At 35.0% G+C, this 18591-nt stretch carries 13 protein-coding genes; 4 read left to right on the forward strand and 9 right to left on the reverse strand.

All coding sequences use genetic code 11. The features are described from left to right. Positions 1–67: 67 nt before the first annotated feature. From GX311_00230 to GX311_00265, 8 genes are all read right to left on the reverse strand, one after another. Positions 68–1177 (reverse strand): beta-lactamase family protein, encoded by a 1110-nt coding sequence (locus GX311_00230; GenBank protein ID NLK14804.1) that lies wholly within the window; start codon positions 1175–1177, stop codon positions 68–70. Between the two features lie 175 nt (positions 1178–1352). After that, a complete protein-coding gene (gene hydF / locus GX311_00235) occupies positions 1353–2558 on the reverse strand; it encodes a [FeFe] hydrogenase H-cluster maturation GTPase HydF (protein NLK14805.1) in 1206 nt (401 codons plus the stop codon). A gap of 13 nt (positions 2559–2571) precedes the next feature. Beyond that, entirely contained in the window at positions 2572–3504 is a 933-nt protein-coding gene (locus GX311_00240) for a diacylglycerol kinase family lipid kinase (protein NLK14806.1), read from the reverse strand. A gap of 380 nt (positions 3505–3884) precedes the next feature. Beyond that, positions 3885–4814 (reverse strand): diacylglycerol kinase family lipid kinase, encoded by a 930-nt coding sequence (locus GX311_00245; GenBank protein ID NLK14807.1) that lies wholly within the window; start codon positions 4812–4814, stop codon positions 3885–3887. 81 nt (positions 4815–4895) lie between these two features. Next, positions 4896–6230: a tRNA (N6-isopentenyl adenosine(37)-C2)-methylthiotransferase MiaB gene (miaB, locus tag GX311_00250; GenBank protein ID NLK14808.1), complete on the reverse strand. Its 1335-nt coding sequence runs from the start codon at positions 6228–6230 to the stop codon at positions 4896–4898. Between the two features lie 68 nt (positions 6231–6298). After that, a complete protein-coding gene (locus GX311_00255) occupies positions 6299–6898 on the reverse strand; it encodes a ribonuclease HII (protein NLK14809.1) in 600 nt (199 codons plus the stop codon). Between the two features lie 47 nt (positions 6899–6945). Further along, the gene (locus tag GX311_00260) at positions 6946–7920 is read right to left on the reverse strand and encodes a hypothetical protein (GenBank protein ID NLK14810.1); all 975 of its coding nucleotides are present in this window, start codon (positions 7918–7920) and stop codon (positions 6946–6948) included. Between the two features lie 70 nt (positions 7921–7990). Continuing rightward, positions 7991–9550 carry a glycine--tRNA ligase gene (locus tag GX311_00265; protein ID NLK14811.1) on the reverse strand — a complete coding sequence of 520 codons (1560 nt, stop codon included), beginning with the start codon at positions 9548–9550 and terminating at the stop codon, positions 7991–7993. A 323-nt stretch (positions 9551–9873) separates the two neighbouring features. Here GX311_00265 and GX311_00270 point away from each other — a divergent pair, with 323 nt between their 5' ends. The 4 genes from GX311_00270 (at position 9874) to GX311_00285 (ending at position 17054) form a co-directional block, all read left to right on the forward strand. Further along, positions 9874–11994, forward strand: a complete 2121-nt coding sequence (locus tag GX311_00270; GenBank protein ID NLK14812.1) for a S9 family peptidase — start codon at positions 9874–9876, stop codon at positions 11992–11994. Positions 11995–12200: 206 nt separating this feature from the next. After that, positions 12201–12980, forward strand: coding sequence for a hypothetical protein (locus GX311_00275; protein ID NLK14813.1), 780 nt, complete (start codon positions 12201–12203; stop codon positions 12978–12980). A gap of 10 nt (positions 12981–12990) precedes the next feature. Beyond that, the gene (locus GX311_00280; GenBank protein ID NLK14814.1) at positions 12991–14241 is read left to right on the forward strand and encodes a 3-deoxy-D-manno-octulosonic acid transferase; all 1251 of its coding nucleotides are present in this window, start codon (positions 12991–12993) and stop codon (positions 14239–14241) included. A gap of 254 nt (positions 14242–14495) precedes the next feature. Beyond that, a complete protein-coding gene (locus GX311_00285) occupies positions 14496–17054 on the forward strand; it encodes an adenosylcobalamin-dependent ribonucleoside-diphosphate reductase (protein NLK14815.1) in 2559 nt (852 codons plus the stop codon). Positions 17055–17226: 172 nt separating this feature from the next. Here the strand turns inward: GX311_00285 and GX311_00290 are convergent, their stop codons facing one another. Continuing rightward, positions 17227–18492: a hypothetical protein gene (locus tag GX311_00290; protein ID NLK14816.1), complete on the reverse strand. Its 1266-nt coding sequence runs from the start codon at positions 18490–18492 to the stop codon at positions 17227–17229. Between the last annotated feature and the right edge of the window lie 99 nt (positions 18493–18591).

The following is an 18591-nucleotide window of genomic DNA, read 5'->3' on the forward strand; positions in this document are numbered from 1 at the left end:
TTAAGTCTGTAAAATACAAAATTTTAACTAAAATTACTTTTTAAACCGTAAAAAGGTCGTTTATATATTAACTATCAAAGTACAACAGGTCGGTGCTATCAATCTCAATCTTATCATCAAGAAATTGAGGTAAATAAAGGCTACGACCAACAATCTTTACCATCTCTTCCTGATAAATCATAGGACCTGATAATGTGTTTTTCAAAACAACTACAGTTATTTTTTGTTCAGGAAAACGCATTAGCAATGTTTTAAAGCCTTGCCACCATCCTGTATGGTAATATACAGCTGCTTGATTGTAATTGGCTATTCTCCAACCATATCCATAATTATTTTTTGACGAGATTGGTCTTCCATGTGGAGTTAATGCTAATTCAAGTGTTTCGTTTTTTATAATTACAGAATCGTATAGAGCTTGATCCCACGATACAAGATCTCTTGCTGTTGACCATATACCTTTATCGCCATAACAGCCGTTGAGATAATCTTCCCGGCTATCACGCCCAAATTTGCTATAGCCTGTTAGCATGTTAGGGAAGTTATCATTGACATTTGGCACCAAAAGTTCGGTTTGCAACATTCCTGCAGGTTCAAATAGATTGTTTCTGAGATAATTGTGAAACGACTCTCCTGTAATTCGTTCAACTATAAGCGATAATACAACATAACCTGTATTAGAGTATCTGAATCTACTTCCGGGTTTTGAATAGATTGCTGGGGGATTTTTTACTAATAGTCTTAATAAAGAGTCGCCAGAAATAGAATTATAACGAGAATCTGCAAATTTATCTAAAAAATAAATATAATTCGGTAGCCCCGATCTGTGACATAACAGTTGATGAATAGTAATGTTATGGTAGGGAAACTCAGGAATAAATTTTTGTACTGTATCATAGATATTTAGCAAACCCCTTTCATATAATTGTAAAACTGCCACCGCCGTAAATTGCTTAGTAATAGAGGCTAATTGAAAACGGGAATTTTGATTTATATTGGCATTTATTCTTCTGTTTTTAAACGACTTATACCGCTCAAAAACAATATCTCTACCGCATGAAACTATCATTGCTCCTGAAAAGCCGCCTGTTATCTTTTCATTATAAAGTTTCTCGACTTCTCCTCTTAAAATAGGATAAAATGAAGTATCGGGTTTATTTAATTCTTCAGTATTATACAAAGGGGATTTGTTAGAAAGGCTTAATGGAAAATTATTTCCCAAAATAAAAAATAGAACTGATGTGAGTAACAAAAATAAAAATTCAGTTTTTCCTCTCCTCATTACTGTTAGTAATAAAATTTTAGACCCTACAAAAATATAAAAATAGTGTTTCCATCACCATGTTTATTCAATTTTAAAGAAAAGGTTCCATCACTCGATAGTAATATCCATGCATAAATGCTATTGCCATTCCATAATTTGTTATAGGAACTCCAGCATCAATAGCAACTTGCAAACGCTGATGTAGCTGCTTTCTGGTTACCATGCAACCACCGCACTGAACAACTAAAGCATAATCAGTAATAGGACGATTAATTGCTGACAGACCTGCAACAACATCAAACTCTAGTTGTTTTTGGGAAAAATCTTTCATCCAACGTGGAATTTTCACTCTCCCGATATCGTCACAACTAACGTGATGTGAGCATGATTCAAGAATCAGAACTCTGTCACCATCTTTCAAACTACCAATCTTAGGTGTCCCTTTCATATACTCCTGAAAATTACCTTTATGGCGAGCTAAGACGATGCTAAATCCTGTAAGTGGAATATTTTCAGGCACAAGAGTGTCCACCCGATAGAAAAGTTGGGAATCGGCAATCGCTAATTTTGGCTTAATGCCGGTTGTTTTTAAAAATTGCGCCACCTCATTGAATTGCAGAACAATAGAGACTGCACGATTGTCCAATATATCACGAATTACTTGAACTTGTGGTAATATCAGTCGTCCTGCAGGAGCCTCTGCATCTATTGACACTATGAGCAATACGATATCACCTTCGCCAACAATATCTCCCAATATTGAGGACATTGTGTAAGCTGTTTCGGGAATCAAGCGTTTAATCTCATCAATAATTGCTTTTAATCCTTCGGGATTTGCAGTATTGATGAGAAAAATCTCTTTATTGTACTTATCTTGTTTCGATTTAATTAGCTGATTGTCAGGAGTAGAAATATCTGTCTTTGAATAGACTAAAACATAAGGTAGCTTGTGTTTGTCGAAATCTTTAATAAGATTATCCTCTATTTCACCAAACTGATTATCAGTAACTAAAAGTAAAGCCAAATCTATTTGCGATACAACTTGTTGCGTTCGCTGGATACGTTTTTTCCCGAGTGCCCCGACATCATCTATTCCAGCAGTATCAATAATAACTACCGGTGAAAAATCCAAAATTTCAACCGAACGCTTAACAGGGTCAGTTGTAGTACCTGGAATATCAGAGACAATGGCAACTTCTTGTCCAGTTAGTATATTGATAAAAGTTGATTTACCAACATTTCGACGACCAAATATCCCTATATGTGGTTTTAAATCGCGTGATGTTTTGTTTGTCATATGTCAATTGCTTTTAAACAAAAACCTTTACTGCTTTTGGGATAATGCTTATTTCATAAGGCGTAGAGCCGATGATTTCTCCATCAGTCTCTGCAAAAATTTCTTGTTCAGACTCAATAAGGAATTTCTTAGTTTTGAACATTCTTACTCCTCTAACCTTGCTTACGCTCCCATTAAATAATCTTCCAACGTTTATTGCAATTTTAAATTTTGGCATATTTTCGTAAATAGTAACGTCTAACCAACCGTCATCAATTATTGCATCAGGAGTTTGGAGCATTCCTCCTCCTGAGTATTTCCCATTACCAATACTTATAGACAAAAACTTCCCTTCAAGAATTTCATCGTTTATGTGAATTTTTAAATGCCACGGCTTATAGTTAATAAGGTTTTTGAGCAAACTGAACATATAAGACAATCTTGTTCTCTTCCCTCTTGCTTTCATTTGATTGGTTGCTTTTACTACAACAGAGTCAAAGCATAAACCTGCAATATTTATAAAATATGCTTCTTTGTTTTCGGATTCGTCTTTATATCTAATTAAGCCTACATCTTGAAATTTTGTTTTCTTCTGTTTAAATCTATCTATTGCCTTTTGATAATCGTTGTCAAACTCGTAATATTTAGACCAGTCATTTCCAGTACCCATTTGAATAATGCCTAAGCTAATATCTTCAGAACTAACTTCATTTTGTTTACAAACGGCATTTATTACTTCGTTTACTGTTCCGTCTCCTCCGACAATTATAAAGTTTCTATGTCCAACTTTTATTTGCTCCAGAACAATTTGTTCAGCATGTCCGTTGAATTCAGTAAAAGCAAAATCTAAATCTAAATTGTTTTTATTTATAACTTCTAATATATTGGACCATTCGCGTTTGCCTTCTGAATTTCCAGCGTTGGGATTTATTAAAAAGAAATATTTGTTTTCGTAGGTATTATTCAAAATATCTGTTTTTAAACTATTGGGATTTATTTTTTTAAAGCAACAAAAGTACAAAATTATTATTGCAAAAACACTTAGTTTAGCTAAAACAGTGAAACTGAAAAGATTAGTAAGATTTTATAATAACTAAAAAACAATTTGATGATGGCAAATTATTAACACCAGTCAAAAAAATGTGACTAAAGATAATTCTCAAAAGAGATATTTCCATAAAATTAAAGTACATCAATGTTGTACCTGTAAAAACAACTAGGAAAGTATAAATTGGGTTTTAGTCCCCAAAAACCTGATGATTATGATTTCTCTTTTTCCGTTGAAACGAAAAAGTATTGATGTTAAATAAAAATACTATTTAGAGCTTTTCAAAATGTATATAATTTTTACACAAAAACTTTTACCGCATTTGGGATAATGCTTATATCATAAGGAGCAGAGCCAATAATTTCGCCATCGGTTTGGGCAAAAACATCTTGCCCAGATTCTACAAGTATTTTTTTAGTTTTAAACATTTTAGCCCCCTTAACCTTGCTTATGGTCCCATTGTATAGTCTCCTGATGTTTAATACAATTCTACACTTTGGCATGTTTTCATAAATAGTAACATGTAACCAACCGTCATCAATTATTGCGTCGGGAGTTTGCAGCATTCCTCCTCCTGAATATTTTCCATTACCAATACTCATAGACAAAAATCTTCCTTCGAGAATTTTATCATTTATTTGGACTTTTAAATGCCACGGCTTATAACTAATAAGACTCTTTAACAAATTAATCATGTAGGACAGACTTGTTCTCTTCCCTCTTACTTTCATTTGGTTGGTTGATTTTGTTACAACAGAATCGAAACACAAACCTGCTATATTTATAAAGTATGCTTCCTTGTTTTTTCCTTCATCCTTGTATCTAACTAAACCTACATCTTGAAATTTTGTATTTTTTTGTTTAAATCTGTCTATCGCTTTTTGATAATCGTTATCAAACCCATAATATTTAGACCAATCGTTTCCCTTACCAATTTGAATAATACCTAAGCTAATATCTTTAGAACTAACTTCATTTTGTTTACAAATGGCATTTATCACTTCATTTAATGTTCCATCCCCTCCTACAACTATAAAGTTTTTGTGTCCAGCTTTTATTTGTTCTGAAACAACTTGTTCTGCATGTCCATTGATTCTAGTGACAGCAAAATCAAAGTCTAAATTATTATTATTTATAACTTCTAAAATGTTAAACCATTCAAGTTCGGCTTCTGAGTTGCCGGCATATGGGTTTACAAGAAAAAAATATTTATCTTCGTAAGTATTCAAAATATTTATTTTTTAATAATTAATTCTAAATTTTTCAACTTAAAGGTAAGTGTAATCAGTGGTTTTTACTAAATTTCTAATTTAAGTAACTATTCCTATAAGTGTTGCTGATGAAGCAGAAACTATTTTTACTTTAACAAGGTTACCAATTTTTGTGCCATTATTCGGAAATACCACAACCTTGTTTTGAGATGTCCTTCCAAACATATCTTTATCAGACTTTTTTGAATATCCCTCCACAAGAACTTCGAAGGTTTTTCCTACTTCGGCTTGGTTCCGTTTTTGGGATATTTTGTTTTGCAGATCTATTATCTCTGTCAAACGCTTTATTTTAATATCTTCGGGCACATCATCGGGTAGTTTTTTTGCGGCATAAGTTCCGGGTCGCTCGCTATATTTAAACATAAACGCCGAATCGAACTCAACTTCACGTAAAAGCTCCAATGTTTGCAGAAAATCTTGTTCTGTTTCGCCTGAAAATCCACAAAAAACGTCTGTTGTAAGACCACAATTGGGAATTAGAGTACGAATCTTTTTCACTCTCTCTAAATAATACTCACGTGTATATTTACGGTTCATTCGCTCCAAAACAGCATTGCTTCCAGCCTGAACGGGCAAATGTATATGTTTGCAAACATTGTTATATCGGGCAATAACCTCTATCAACTCATCTGATATATCTTTAGGATGGGATGTTGTAAACCTAACACGTAAATTTGGGTTAATTTTTGCAATCATCTCCACGAGTTTGGGGAAATTAATTTCTTTATCCTCTTCTATCCAATTGTAACTGTTTACGTTTTGCCCCAAAAGAGTAACCTCACGGTAACCCTTGTCAATCAACGACTTAATCTCATTGATAATATCTTTAGGATTGCGACTTCGCTCCCTGCCACGTGTATATGGAACAATGCAATATGTACAAAAATTATTACACCCACGCATAATGCTTACAAAACCGCTAATAGAATCGTCTGCAACTCTTTCAGGAACGATACCTGAGTAGGTTTCAACTTCACTCTGTTCAATATCAATACCTTTTGAACCAGAAATAGCTCTGTCGAGCAGCATAGGCATGTCGCGATACGAGTCGGGACCTGCAACAATATCAACAGCTTGATGTTCTATCAACTCCTGACCTACTCGCTTAGCCATGCAACCAATAACACCAACTTTGACATTAGGTTTTCGTCTTTTGTAACCTTTGAAAAAATCCAGCCTATTCCAAACTCGCTGCTCTGCGTTATCGCGGACACTACAAGTGTTTATTAATACAAGATCGGCATTGTTAACATCATCGGTGAGTTCGTATCCCTGAGCAACTAATATCGCCGCAACAACCTCACTATCAGCTATATTCATCTGACAACCATAAGTTTCTATAAATAGTTGCGGCTTTCTTATTTTAAAACTCATTTTAAATATCTTGGTTAAAAATTAACAACTTTAGAGCTCTTTATGATGTTTCACAAAATTCACATAAATCAAAATTCTATTTTCAACTGATTGTCTAACAATTTGAAACTCCTACGATGGTATTTGGTTATGCCATACTGCTTGATTGCCTCGCGATGTTTGACGGTTGGATATCCTTTGTTTTTATTCCACAAATATTCGGGGTATTCCAAAGCGATTTTATCCATAAATCTGTCTCGGGCTGTTTTTGCCAGGATTGAAGCTGCAGCAATGCTTTTAAACTGTGCATCACCTTTAACAATGGTTTTGTATTTTACCTCTCCATACGGTTTAAATCGGTTGCCATCAACAATAATAAATTCAGGTCTAATCTTCAGCATATCTAGCGCACGGTGCATACACAAGATAGATGCATTTAAAATGTTTATTTTATCGATTGTTTCGCGGTCAACAAATGCTACGGCGTAATCAATTGCATTTTGTTCAATAAAAACACGTACTTCCTCTCGTTCCTTGTGAGAGAGTTGTTTCGAGTCATTTAGAAAAGGATGGTCAAAGTTATTTGAAATTATTACAGCCGCTGCAACTACAGGACCTGCCAGACAGCCCCGACCGGCTTCATCGCATCCAACTTCAAACTTAAACCCTGAATAGTTTTCTTTTAATATGCTGTTTCCTTGACGTATTGTTGACATTTAAGACAACTTACAACCACCTATTTATCCATATCCGCAGGAACTACAAGCCGTAATTCTCCTTTTGTAATCGAACCTGCTGTAATTAGAGTTTTGAACTCATCTTCGCTAATCGTTATCGACTTTGTTTTATTTCTCTCGTATTCAAATGTTGCAGATAACCAATTGTTTATTAATATCTCGTATTCAGCATATTTCGCATATTTATAACGTTTCAAGTCGTCAATAGTGCGTTTATTAAGTATGATATCGACATAACTTATCGGACCTTTAGGTTTCGATGGCTTATTTTGTGCAATTGATTGCTCTATTTTTTTTACCTCTACCGGATCTTCAGGCATTTGATCCGGATCTGCCATATTAAGCTCTTTTTCAGTAACCTCATCTCCATCTTCTTCAACTAAAAAGTTTGGAGTTCTAGCCCTCTCGGCCTCAATTAGATCCTTACTTTTTAATATAAGTATTGAGTTTAAATAATTGTCTGGACGGTATATAATGTAATGGTTATTTTCTGTATAAGACTCAGTTGTATATTGCCTCGGCTCAATTTTCTTACAACCAATTGGTGTTGCATTACAATTTACTTCTTCAACTTCCTTAGTCTTGATATTGATTTTTTTAAACTTATTTCTAAAAATATCGGTATTTGCATAAAAAAATTCACCTTCTGGATCAAAAGTACTGTTATACAACTCTATACGATTGTCATCCAAACGTAAGGAGACCAACTCTTCCCAAGTATAAAGTTTATAAACCTTTAAATAGGTATGTGAGGCTTTTTCAGCTCTGAAAGTTGCTACAAAATAGTTGTTGTATTTATCAACCATTATTTCAAGCACACTGCTTCTCTTATGTCTGGGTCCTACTATTCTTTTTTCGAATCTATACTTCTCTATTTTTTCCTCTCTCTCTGTTTTAACCTGTGATTTGGCACTAAAGGCAACGCCACACACTAACAAAACAACAAGAAAAATATTATTTATAGCTTTTTTCATATGTCTATAATTTTTTCAGTTTAGGGTCACAATTAACAATGTGCAATTAAGTCAAAAAGAGACCTCAAATTTATAATAAATTATCTAATCTACGCAATAATTTACTCATTGAAACCTTACTATCAACTATTTCAGTCAGCTTATCAATCGGGATACGTTCTTGCTTCATTGTATCGCGATCACGTAAAGTGACTGTGTTAGTATCTAATGTCTCATGATCGATTGTTATGCAATATGGCGTTCCAATAGCATCGTGGCGACGATATCTTTTACCTATGCTGTCTTTCTCATCGTATTGACAAACAAAGTCATATTTCAAATTATTAAATATTTCTGCTGCTTTTTCTGGTAATCCATCTTTGTTTACTAATGGGAAAACTGCGACTTTCACAGGTGCGAGCGGGGCAGGTATTTGCAACACAATTCGCGTATCTGATTTTCCTTCGCTTTCAAGAACCTCTTCTTTATAAGCGGCTGACAATATCAACAAAAACATTCTATCTAGCCCTATTGATGTCTCTACAACATACGGCACATAACTTGTATTTGTTTCATTATCATAATATTGCAACTTCTTACCTGAAAACTCTTGGTGTTGTTTCAAATCAAAATCGGTACGAGAATGTATTCCCTCAACCTCTTTGAAACCTATTGGGAATTCAAACTCTATGTCAGTTGCTGCGTTTGCATAGTGTGCAAGCTTTTCGTGATCGTGATATCTAAATCTACTTTCGTCAATACCCAAGTTTTGATGCCATGCCATACGTGCTTTTTTCCAGTACTCAAACCATTTGATCTCCTCGCCCGGCTTGACAAAAAACTGCATCTCCATTTGTTCAAACTCACGCATACGGAAAATAAACTGGCGTGCAACAATTTCATTACGAAATGCTTTACCAACCTGAGCTATCCCAAAAGGCAGACGCATACGTCCTGTTTTAGCAACATTCAGGTAGTTAACAAAAATGCCTTGAGCCGTTTCAGGTCTTAAATAAATTGTGTTTGCATCATCGCTAACTGAGCCTAATTTGGTTTCAAACATTAAGTTAAACTGGCGTACATCTGTCCAATTACGTGAACCACTTACAGGGCAGACGATTTGTAAATCTTCTATCAGCTTTTTAAATCCCTCTAAATCGTCTTTGTTTTGAACATCAGCCAAACGTTGTTGAATATTTTTGACTTCAGCCGAATAACCTAAAACACGTTGATTTGTTGTAACAAACTGTTCGCGATCGAAGCTGTCTCCAAAACGCTTTTGTGCTTTAGTTATCTCTCTATTAATCTTATCTTCAATTTTTTGAATATGTTCTTCGACTAAAACATCGGCACGATATCGTTTTTTTGAATCCTTATTATCAATCAACGGATCATTGAATGCTCCAACATGACCGGAAGCTTTCCAAATGGTTGGATGCATAAATATTGCTGAATCAATTCCAACAATGTTTTCATTAAGCATGGTCATTGTTTTCCACCAATATTCACGAATGTTAGATTTTAAAGCTACACCGTTTTGTCCATAGTCATAAACTGCGCTTAACCCGTCATAAATCTCACTCGACTGAAACACAAACCCGTACTCTTTCGAGTGGGCTATAATCTTCTTAAATAAATCTTCCTGTATCATTGTTATTTTTAAGCTTTTAAAATCGAGTGCAAAAATAAACTAAAATTTATGTTTAATTGCAAAATAACGCCGAATATACAATTATAGTACCTACATATCACACTGTTTTTGATAAATAACATATCATTAAGAAAAGATAAAGCAGAATTAAAGTCAGGTTTTCGAGTGTAAAGTTTAGGTTGGCATGTTCGTTGTAGCAGTCCAAAAACAGTTATTGATTTTTATAAAAGTACTCCTTTTGTTGTCTATAAAAATTCTGTAACTTGCAACGTTTTTTTTAATTTATAAATATAATAAATCAAAAGTTTTTTAACAATATGACAATGAGAAAGTTAATTTTTATTTTGCCGGTATTGCTTATTGCGGTATCGTGCGCTGACAAAGCAAAAGAGAAAATCGTGTATCCCGAAACCGCAAAAGTTGATACGGTTGACATCTATTTTGGGCATGAAGTTGCTGACCCTTATCGTTGGCTTGAAGATGACAACTCGGAACAAACCAAAAACTGGGTAAATGCACAAAACGAAGTGACCCAAAACTATTTGTCTAAAATCCCATTTCGCGATTACATTAAAAACCGATTGACTGAACTTTGGGACTATCCACGTAATTCTGCTCCATTTAAAAAAGGTGGTTACTATTTTATTTTCAAAAATGACGGATTACAAAATCAAAGTGTAGCTTATTATACACGTTCACTTGACGAAGAACCGAAAGTTTTGCTCGACCCAAATCTTTTAAGCGATGATGGCACTGTTTCGTTGACTGAATTCTCGGTATCAGAATGCGGAAAATATTTAGCATATGGAATTTCAAGAGGAGGCTCAGACTGGAATGAGTTTTTTGTAAAAGATATTGAGACAGGAGAAGATTTAAAAGAGGATCATATCCAATGGGTAAAATTCTCAGGTGTCACATGGTACAAAAATGGATTTTATTACTCACAATATCCTGAACCAAAAGCAGGAGATGAACTTAAAGGTGTTAATGAAAACAATAAAGTTTACTATCACGAGATTGGTACTCCACAGTCGAAAGATAAATTGATTTACGAAGATACAAAAAATCCAAACTGGAGTTTTTATGTAGACATTACTGAAGATATGAAATATATGGGTATATCAGTAACCGAATCCACCACAGGCAATGCTTTATATATCAGAGACATAAAAACACAAAAGCAAACTGTTTTGGTTGACAATTTTGAATCGTCCTATTATATAGTTGACCATATCAACGGTAAACTCTTGATTATGACCAATAATAATGCACCAAAATATAAGATTGTAGCTGTTGATCCACATAACCCAGAACGTGAAAACTGGGTTGATTTTATACCTGAGGCAGAAGGTGTATTAAATGGCATTTCATTAGTTGGTGGCAAAATAATTGCTTCTTATATGGAAGATGCACACTCTAAAATTCGCATTTTCGATTTATCTGGTAAATATCTATACGACATAGACAACCAAGAAGTTGGAAGCATTGGCGGTTTTAGTGGAAAAATAGAAGATAACGAAACTTTCTATACCGTAACATCATTTACAACCCCTGCAACCATATACAGATATGATGTAGCCTCTAATAAATCAGAACTATATGAAAGTTCAGCTGTTGATTTTGATGCTTCAAAATATGAGACAAAACAGATTTTTTATACAAGCAAAGATGGAACAAAAGTCCCGATGTTTATTGTACACAAGAAAGGTCTTAAGTTAGATGGGAACCGTCCTACCCTACTATACGGTTATGGTGGTTTCAACATCAGTTTAACACCTTCTTTCAGCATCACACGACTTATTTGGCTTGAAAATGATGGTGTATTTGCAATGGCTAACACTCGTGGTGGTGGCGAATATGGCGAAACATGGCATAAAGCTGGAACAATACTTCAAAAACAAAATGTTTTCGATGATTTTATTGCAGCAGCAGAATATCTAATCGACAACAAATATACAAGCAACAAACGTTTGGCTATTCAAGGCGGATCCAACGGAGGACTTCTTGTAGGAGCAGTAGCCAACCAACGTCCAGATCTGTTTGCAGTTGCATTCCCAGCAGTCGGAGTTATGGATATGCTTCGTTATCATAAATTTACAATTGGTCGCTATTGGGCAACTGATTACGGCACAAGCGAAGATAGCGAAGAGATGTTTCTTTATTTGAAAGGATACAGCCCTCTACACAATGTTAATCCTGAAACATATCCGGCAACACTAGTAACTACAGCCGATCACGACGACCGCGTTGTTCCTGCCCACTCATTCAAATATATTGCAGCACTGCAAGCCACATACACCGGCAATAATCCTGTTTTAATAAGAATAGACACAAAAGCAGGGCACGGTGCAGGGAAACCAACATCAATGGTTATCCAAGAGTATGCTGACCTGTGGGCGTTTGCATTCTATAATATGGATTTTAAACCAGTTAATAACAATTAACAATTACGAATTACGAATGGGACACAGATAACACGGATTAAACTGATTTGCACGGATAAAAATCTGTGTGAATATGTTACATCTGTGTCATCTGCGTTCTACTAACTTTTAACTTTACTAACTTTATAAACTTTTAACTATATTTACTATTTTTGGGTTTTATAAGACTAAAGCACCAAAATATAATGTTATATAATAATCGCTATATGAAATTTTTAGCCATCAACAAATCAGGATTTAAAGCGTCTATCACCATATTATTAATGGTCTCTATTTTTTTCAATGCGAAATCACAAAGTATAAAAAGAGACTCTCTAACATTAACTACACTATCAGCAAATGTAGGCTTCTGTTACCCAATGGGTGATTTAAATAACAGATACAACTTTTTTGGTCAAGCTGGATCATCTTTTATGATGAAATTCAAAAACAATATCTCTTTATCAGCAGAGGGTTTAGTACTGTATGGAACTGGCTACAAAGGCGAAGACCCATTAAGATTAATCTTAAACTCAAACGGCACCCTTACAAACGAATATGGGCAACCTGCTGAGTTTTCGAGAGGTATGAGAGGAATGCAAATAACCACAAAAGTTGGGTATATTTTCTCAAAATATGCACATAATCCCAACTCGGGTATTACAGTCTCTTTGGGCGGAGGATTCTTTCAATCGAAATACTGGATTGATCAACGTGGTAACAACATACCACAAATTATGGGTGACTATGTAAAAGGTTATGATAGATTGTCGAACGGCTTCGCTTTAACTCAATTTGTTGGCTACACCTATTTTCACAATAAAAACTTTTGGAACTTTTTTATTGGTGTAGAATTTACCGAAGCTTGGACACAAAACCGTCGCAGCTGGGATTTTACGTTAATGCGTAAAGACGATAGTCGTTACAATGAGTTTATGGCGACAATTAAAGCTGGATGGATAATTTCGTTTATCAAACGAGAAGCCGAAGATATTTATTATTACTAAAATTCTGATAATGCGACTATTATATACCCTTAGCATTAGTTTATACAGCTTGGCTATTAGGTTAGTCTCAGTAAAAAACCAAAAGGCAAAACTGTGGGTTGATGGTCGTAAGAACTGGAAACAGGGCTTAAAAAATGCCATGAAAAACAACACTAAACCTGTTGTATGGGTGCACTGTTCTAGCTTAGGGGAATTTGAGCAGGGACGGCCTGTTATTGAATCTATCAAAGAAAAAAGTGACAATCTATTTATATTGTTAACTTTTTTTTCACCATCGGGATATGAAATCAGAAAAAAATATGCTCACGCTGATTATGTGTGTTATTTGCCCTCAGACACAATTACCAATTCAATAAATTTCGTAACGATTGCCAATCCTACAGTTGCTCTTTTCGTAAAATATGAGTTTTGGTATAATTATCTAAAAGTGTTGAAAAACAGAGATATACCTGTTTGGTTAATATCAGGAATATTTCGTCCTAGCCATCACTTTTTTAAATGGTGGGGATTTTGGTTCCGCAAACAATTAAACTGTTTTGACCATTTTTTTCTTCAAAATCAAGCATCAGCACAACTACTCGATAGAATTAATATAAAAAACTACACTATTGGTGGCGATACCCGCTTTGACAGAGTTATTGAGGTTGCCAAAAGCGGCAAAGAGATAGAGATTGCCAAAACGTTTAAAAACAATAAGTTTACAATAGTTGCGGGTAGTACTTGGCAAGCAGATGAAGATATTTTAACAAGATATATCAACGAATCGGATAACGATTTCAAATATATAATTGCACCACACGAAATAGACAAAGAGCATGTGCAGCAAATTGTCTCAAAAATATCTAAAAAAACCATAAAATACTCCGAAGTTAATACCAATACCGACCTATTGAGTGCAAAAGTTTTAATAATAGACAACATAGGAATGTTATCAACGCTTTATAGATATGCCGATTTAGTCATGATTGGTGGTGGTTTTGGGAAAGGAATTCACAATATTCTTGAACCTGCTGTTTTTGGTATTCCTATAATTATAGGTCCTAATTATCAAAAATTCAATGAAGCTGTCGAACTTGTGAAACGAGAAACAGTTTTCACAATAAAATCTTATAATGAGTTTTCAGAACTTGTAAACAATTTATCGGGAGACAAGGTTAGATTAAAGAAAATTTTTGAAACTCAAAATCAATATATTAAAGCAATGTCGGGGTCAACTACCATTATCGTAAACAAACTTCTTTCAATTACTGAAACCCTTTAAAAAATACGATATCAACCGATTAATACGCTCTGTATTTGCTTGTTAACACACAATTGTTACAATTTGTTAATAATTGTTTTTGTAAAATTTATCGCATTACATTAAATTCGCAAGACTGTTTTTTGAGAGTTTTACCTTATAATTATACAACAAGAATTCAGTCATTTACTGGTTATATTGCTTATTAAGTGTAACAATAAAACCAAATAATTAAGTAGAATTTAACAACACTAACGATAAAACTTAATATAATAATGCTAACGGATGAAATAATAGCCCCTAAAAGCAATACAATGCGGAAAACTTATTCAAATGAAGAGGCAGCAGAAGCGACCTTAGCCTATTTTAAAGGCGACCAATTAGCGACATCGGTATGGCTAAACAAATATGCTTTAAAGGATTCTTTCGGCAATTTGTATGAAAAAACTCCAGATGATATGCATTGGCGTATTGCAAATGAAATTGCTCGTATTGAAGCAAACTACCCAAACCCAATGACCGCGGAGGAGATTTTTGAAGCCCTAAAAGATTTCAAATATATAGTTCCACAGGGTAGTCCTATGGCGGGAATTGGTAATAATTTTCAGGTAGGCTCCCTTTCAAATTGCTTCGTTATTGGAAATAAAGGAAACTCCGACAGCTACGGAGGAATAATGAAGATTGACCAAGAGCAAGTTCAACTAATGAAACGTCGTGGAGGCGTTGGTCACGATCTGTCGCATATACGTCCTGCGGGTAGTCCTGTGAAGAATTCAGCTCTCACTTCTACCGGATTAGTTCCTTTTATGGAGCGTTATTCAAATTCGACCCGCGAAGTGGCACAAGATGGTCGAAGAGGGGCTTTGATGCTTTCAGTTAGCATAAAACATCCTGATGCTGAGCATTTTATTGATGCAAAATTAGAACAAGGTAAAGTAACCGGTGCTAATATATCTGTAAAAATTGACGACGATTTCATGCGCTCTGTTATTGATGGTAAACCGTACGTACAACAATATCCCGTTAAAAGTCATAACCCTACTGTAAGCCGTGAAATAGATGCACAAAGCTTGTGGAACAAAATTGTACACAACGCATGGCGATCAGCTGAGCCAGGGATACTGTTCTGGGATACAATACAAAGAGAGTCAATACCCGATTGCTACGCAGATTTTGGTTTTGAAACTGTTTCAACAAACCCTTGTGGTGAAATTCCATTGTGCCCTTATGATAGCTGTCGATTATTGGCAATAAATCTGTATGGATATGTAAAAAATCCTTTTACTCCACAAGCCGAATTTGATTTCGAACTATTTAAAAAACATACAACCATCGCACATCGAATGATGGACGACATTATAGATCTTGAAATTGAAAAAATTGATACCATACTTCACAAAGTAAACAGCGACCCCGAAACTGAGGAGATAAAAAGAGTTGAAAAACAGTTATGGTTAAATATTAGAAAAAAAGCAATCGAAGGACGTCGCACCGGTATTGGTATAACAGCTGAAGGTGACATGCTTGCAGCTATGGGATTACGCTATGGTAGCCCAGAAGCAATTGAATTTTCAGTTGAAGTACACAAATTTTTAGCTCTAAGTGTTTATTCAAGTTCTGTTGATTTGGCAAAAGAACGTGGACCTTTCACAATATACGACGCTGAAAGAGAGTGTGACAATCCGTTCATTCTTAGAATTAAAGAAGCAGATCCAGAACTATATAAACGAATGGTTGCACACGGTCGCAGAAATATTGCAATGTTAACAGTTGCTCCTACGGGAAGCACAAGCATTCTAACGCAAACAACATCGGGAATTGAGCCTGTTTTCAAGCCAATATATCGCCGTAATCGCAAAGTGAATCCAAACGAAAAAGATGTAAAAGTATCATTTACCGATTCAGTTGGTGATAGTTGGGAAACGTTTACTGTAATTCACCATAAATTTATAGAATGGATGAATGCAGCTGGCTACAATATCGATGACGTAGAAAAAATGGAAGAGTCTGAGTTGGAAGAATTGGTTGCTAAATCACCATATTACAAAGCCACTGCCAATGATGTTGATTGGGTTAGCAAGGTACATATGCAAGGGGCAATACAAAAATGGGTTGACCACAGCATAAGCGTTACTGTTAACCTCCCAGAAAACATTACCGAAGAGATGGTTGGAAAAGTATATTTTGAAGGATGGAAATCGGGATGTAAAGGTATTACTGTATATCGTGAAGGTTCAAGAGTTGGTGTCTTAGTTTCAAACACAAAAGAAGAGAAACCCACTTCTACACAAGAACTCAAACGACCAAAAGAGTTATGTAGTGATGTGGTGAGATTCAAAAATGGCACAGAAGATTGGATTGCTTTTATAGGTTTATTAGACGACCGCCCTTATGAAATATTTACCGGTCTTGCCGAAGAGGATGTTTTACCAATCCCAAAAGGTATTGATAAAGGTAAAATCATCAAAAACAAAGATGAGGAAAACGTTACAAGGTACGACTTCCAATATATCAACAAGTTTGGATACAAGACAACTATTGAAGGATTATCTCATAAGTTCAATCCTGAGTTTTGGAACTATGCAAAACTTATTTCAGGCGTACTAAGATACGGCATGCCCATTGAAAAAACTGTTCCTCTCATTAGCTCACTTCACTTTGATAACGAGTCAATCAACACTTGGAAAGCAGGTGTTGCCAGAGCTTTGAAAAGATATATTCCTGATGGCACAGAAGCTAAAGGAGAAGTATGCAAAAACTGCAAGTCGCACAATATTGTATATCAAGAAGGTTGCTTAACATGTAACGACTGTGGCTCATCGGAATGTGGTTAATTTTTTACATCGTACCAAAAAGTCACCTAAAGCATTTTAGGTGACTTTTTTATATTATAACAATTGTAATTTTAAAATAGTCCTATCTTTTTAAAATTTTACAATGGTAAATACCGATGTAACAAACACATAGTTCAAACGAACGATAATGAAGTTTGGACTATAGTAGTTGTCAAATCGGTATTATATCACTAAATGTCAACACATTCTCATTATTACTCACACAACATATTTCTGCTATAGCAACGTGATTTTTATTAAGTGGAGGTGTTAACGCTATCAAGCCACCTTGCAACTTATTTTTACTCCATTGCGGACTGTTTGAATTTATAAAGCCTATAATATCATTGTTGGGAACACAGGTTTTATTTATAATTCTGAACCTACCTACATGATTATCCGCAATCCACGGCAACAAATAGTGAGCTGCCAGTCCCATATTCTGTCTTAAGTTTATTTCAACGCACGGATGTAAAAACAATTCGCCATTTTGGTGTTCACACAAAAACATATCTACTCCCAAATAACCATTGTAGTAATTTCCAATTTCAAGTTTTTTTAGTGCATCGGATAAAATATCAGCGATTAGCCCGATATCAATATCGTTAACGAACTGCTTGACTTTCGGCAAAACCTCAACTCCACCGATAAAATTACACTCATATCCACCTTTCGAATTGCATGAAAATGCTCCGAAAGCTACTCTCCTACATTGTGCTTTATCGTTATAAAACTGTATTGAAAAATGGTTTAAAATATTAAAAAAGGGCTCTACCATAACATAACCGCTCTGTTTTATGGCTCCTAAAATCCAATCGACATTTTGTCTGTTTAAAACTGGTTTTTGCAACATTACTATCCCCTTACCTGACGAGCTATGAGGCGATTTAACTACAATTTTTTTATTTAATTTCAAAAAATCGTCAATCTCGGCAACTTTACATGCTTTTACAGGAAACATGTTATCGGGTATTAACTTTTCGCGATTCGGATAGTCTTGTACTATGAATTTTAATGCCTTCAATGCTGTTTCGCGCCCGTAAACGGATTTATGTTTTGATGTCCATCTATAATTGGGTAAATTAAGATCAATACTAGGCGATAGTCGTATTATCTCTTCTACTCTTTTAATCATTCTTGGACTCCAACCCCACGGTGTAATATCTTCTATAACAACCTCTTGAGACTTGATTAATGACATCAAATCTTCCTTTTTCAAAAATTTAGGTAGTGGTATTTCTCGCGAAGAGAACGACTCAAGCCAATTTTTATCAGGGATATTATCAACCAGCACGTAATCATCGGGGGAGGCGAATAAAAACGGTAAAGTATCTAAATTGCTTTCAAACTCGGCTAAATATTTCGAAGGAATATAGCCCTTACCTCCATCTGCTATGGCCAATTCATTGGTTGGGTTGAATATATATAGTTTAGACACGGACAATCAATTATCAATGTGCAATTAGCAATGAACAATTATTTAGTTAAAAGTTTGTAAAGCGGTGTACTCGATCTCTGAACCTGTCGAAGTGGGCGA

The sequence above is a fragment of the Bacteroidales bacterium genome (genome assembly GCA_012519055.1).
Classification (GTDB): Bacteria; Bacteroidota; Bacteroidia; order Bacteroidales; family Salinivirgaceae; genus JAAYQU01.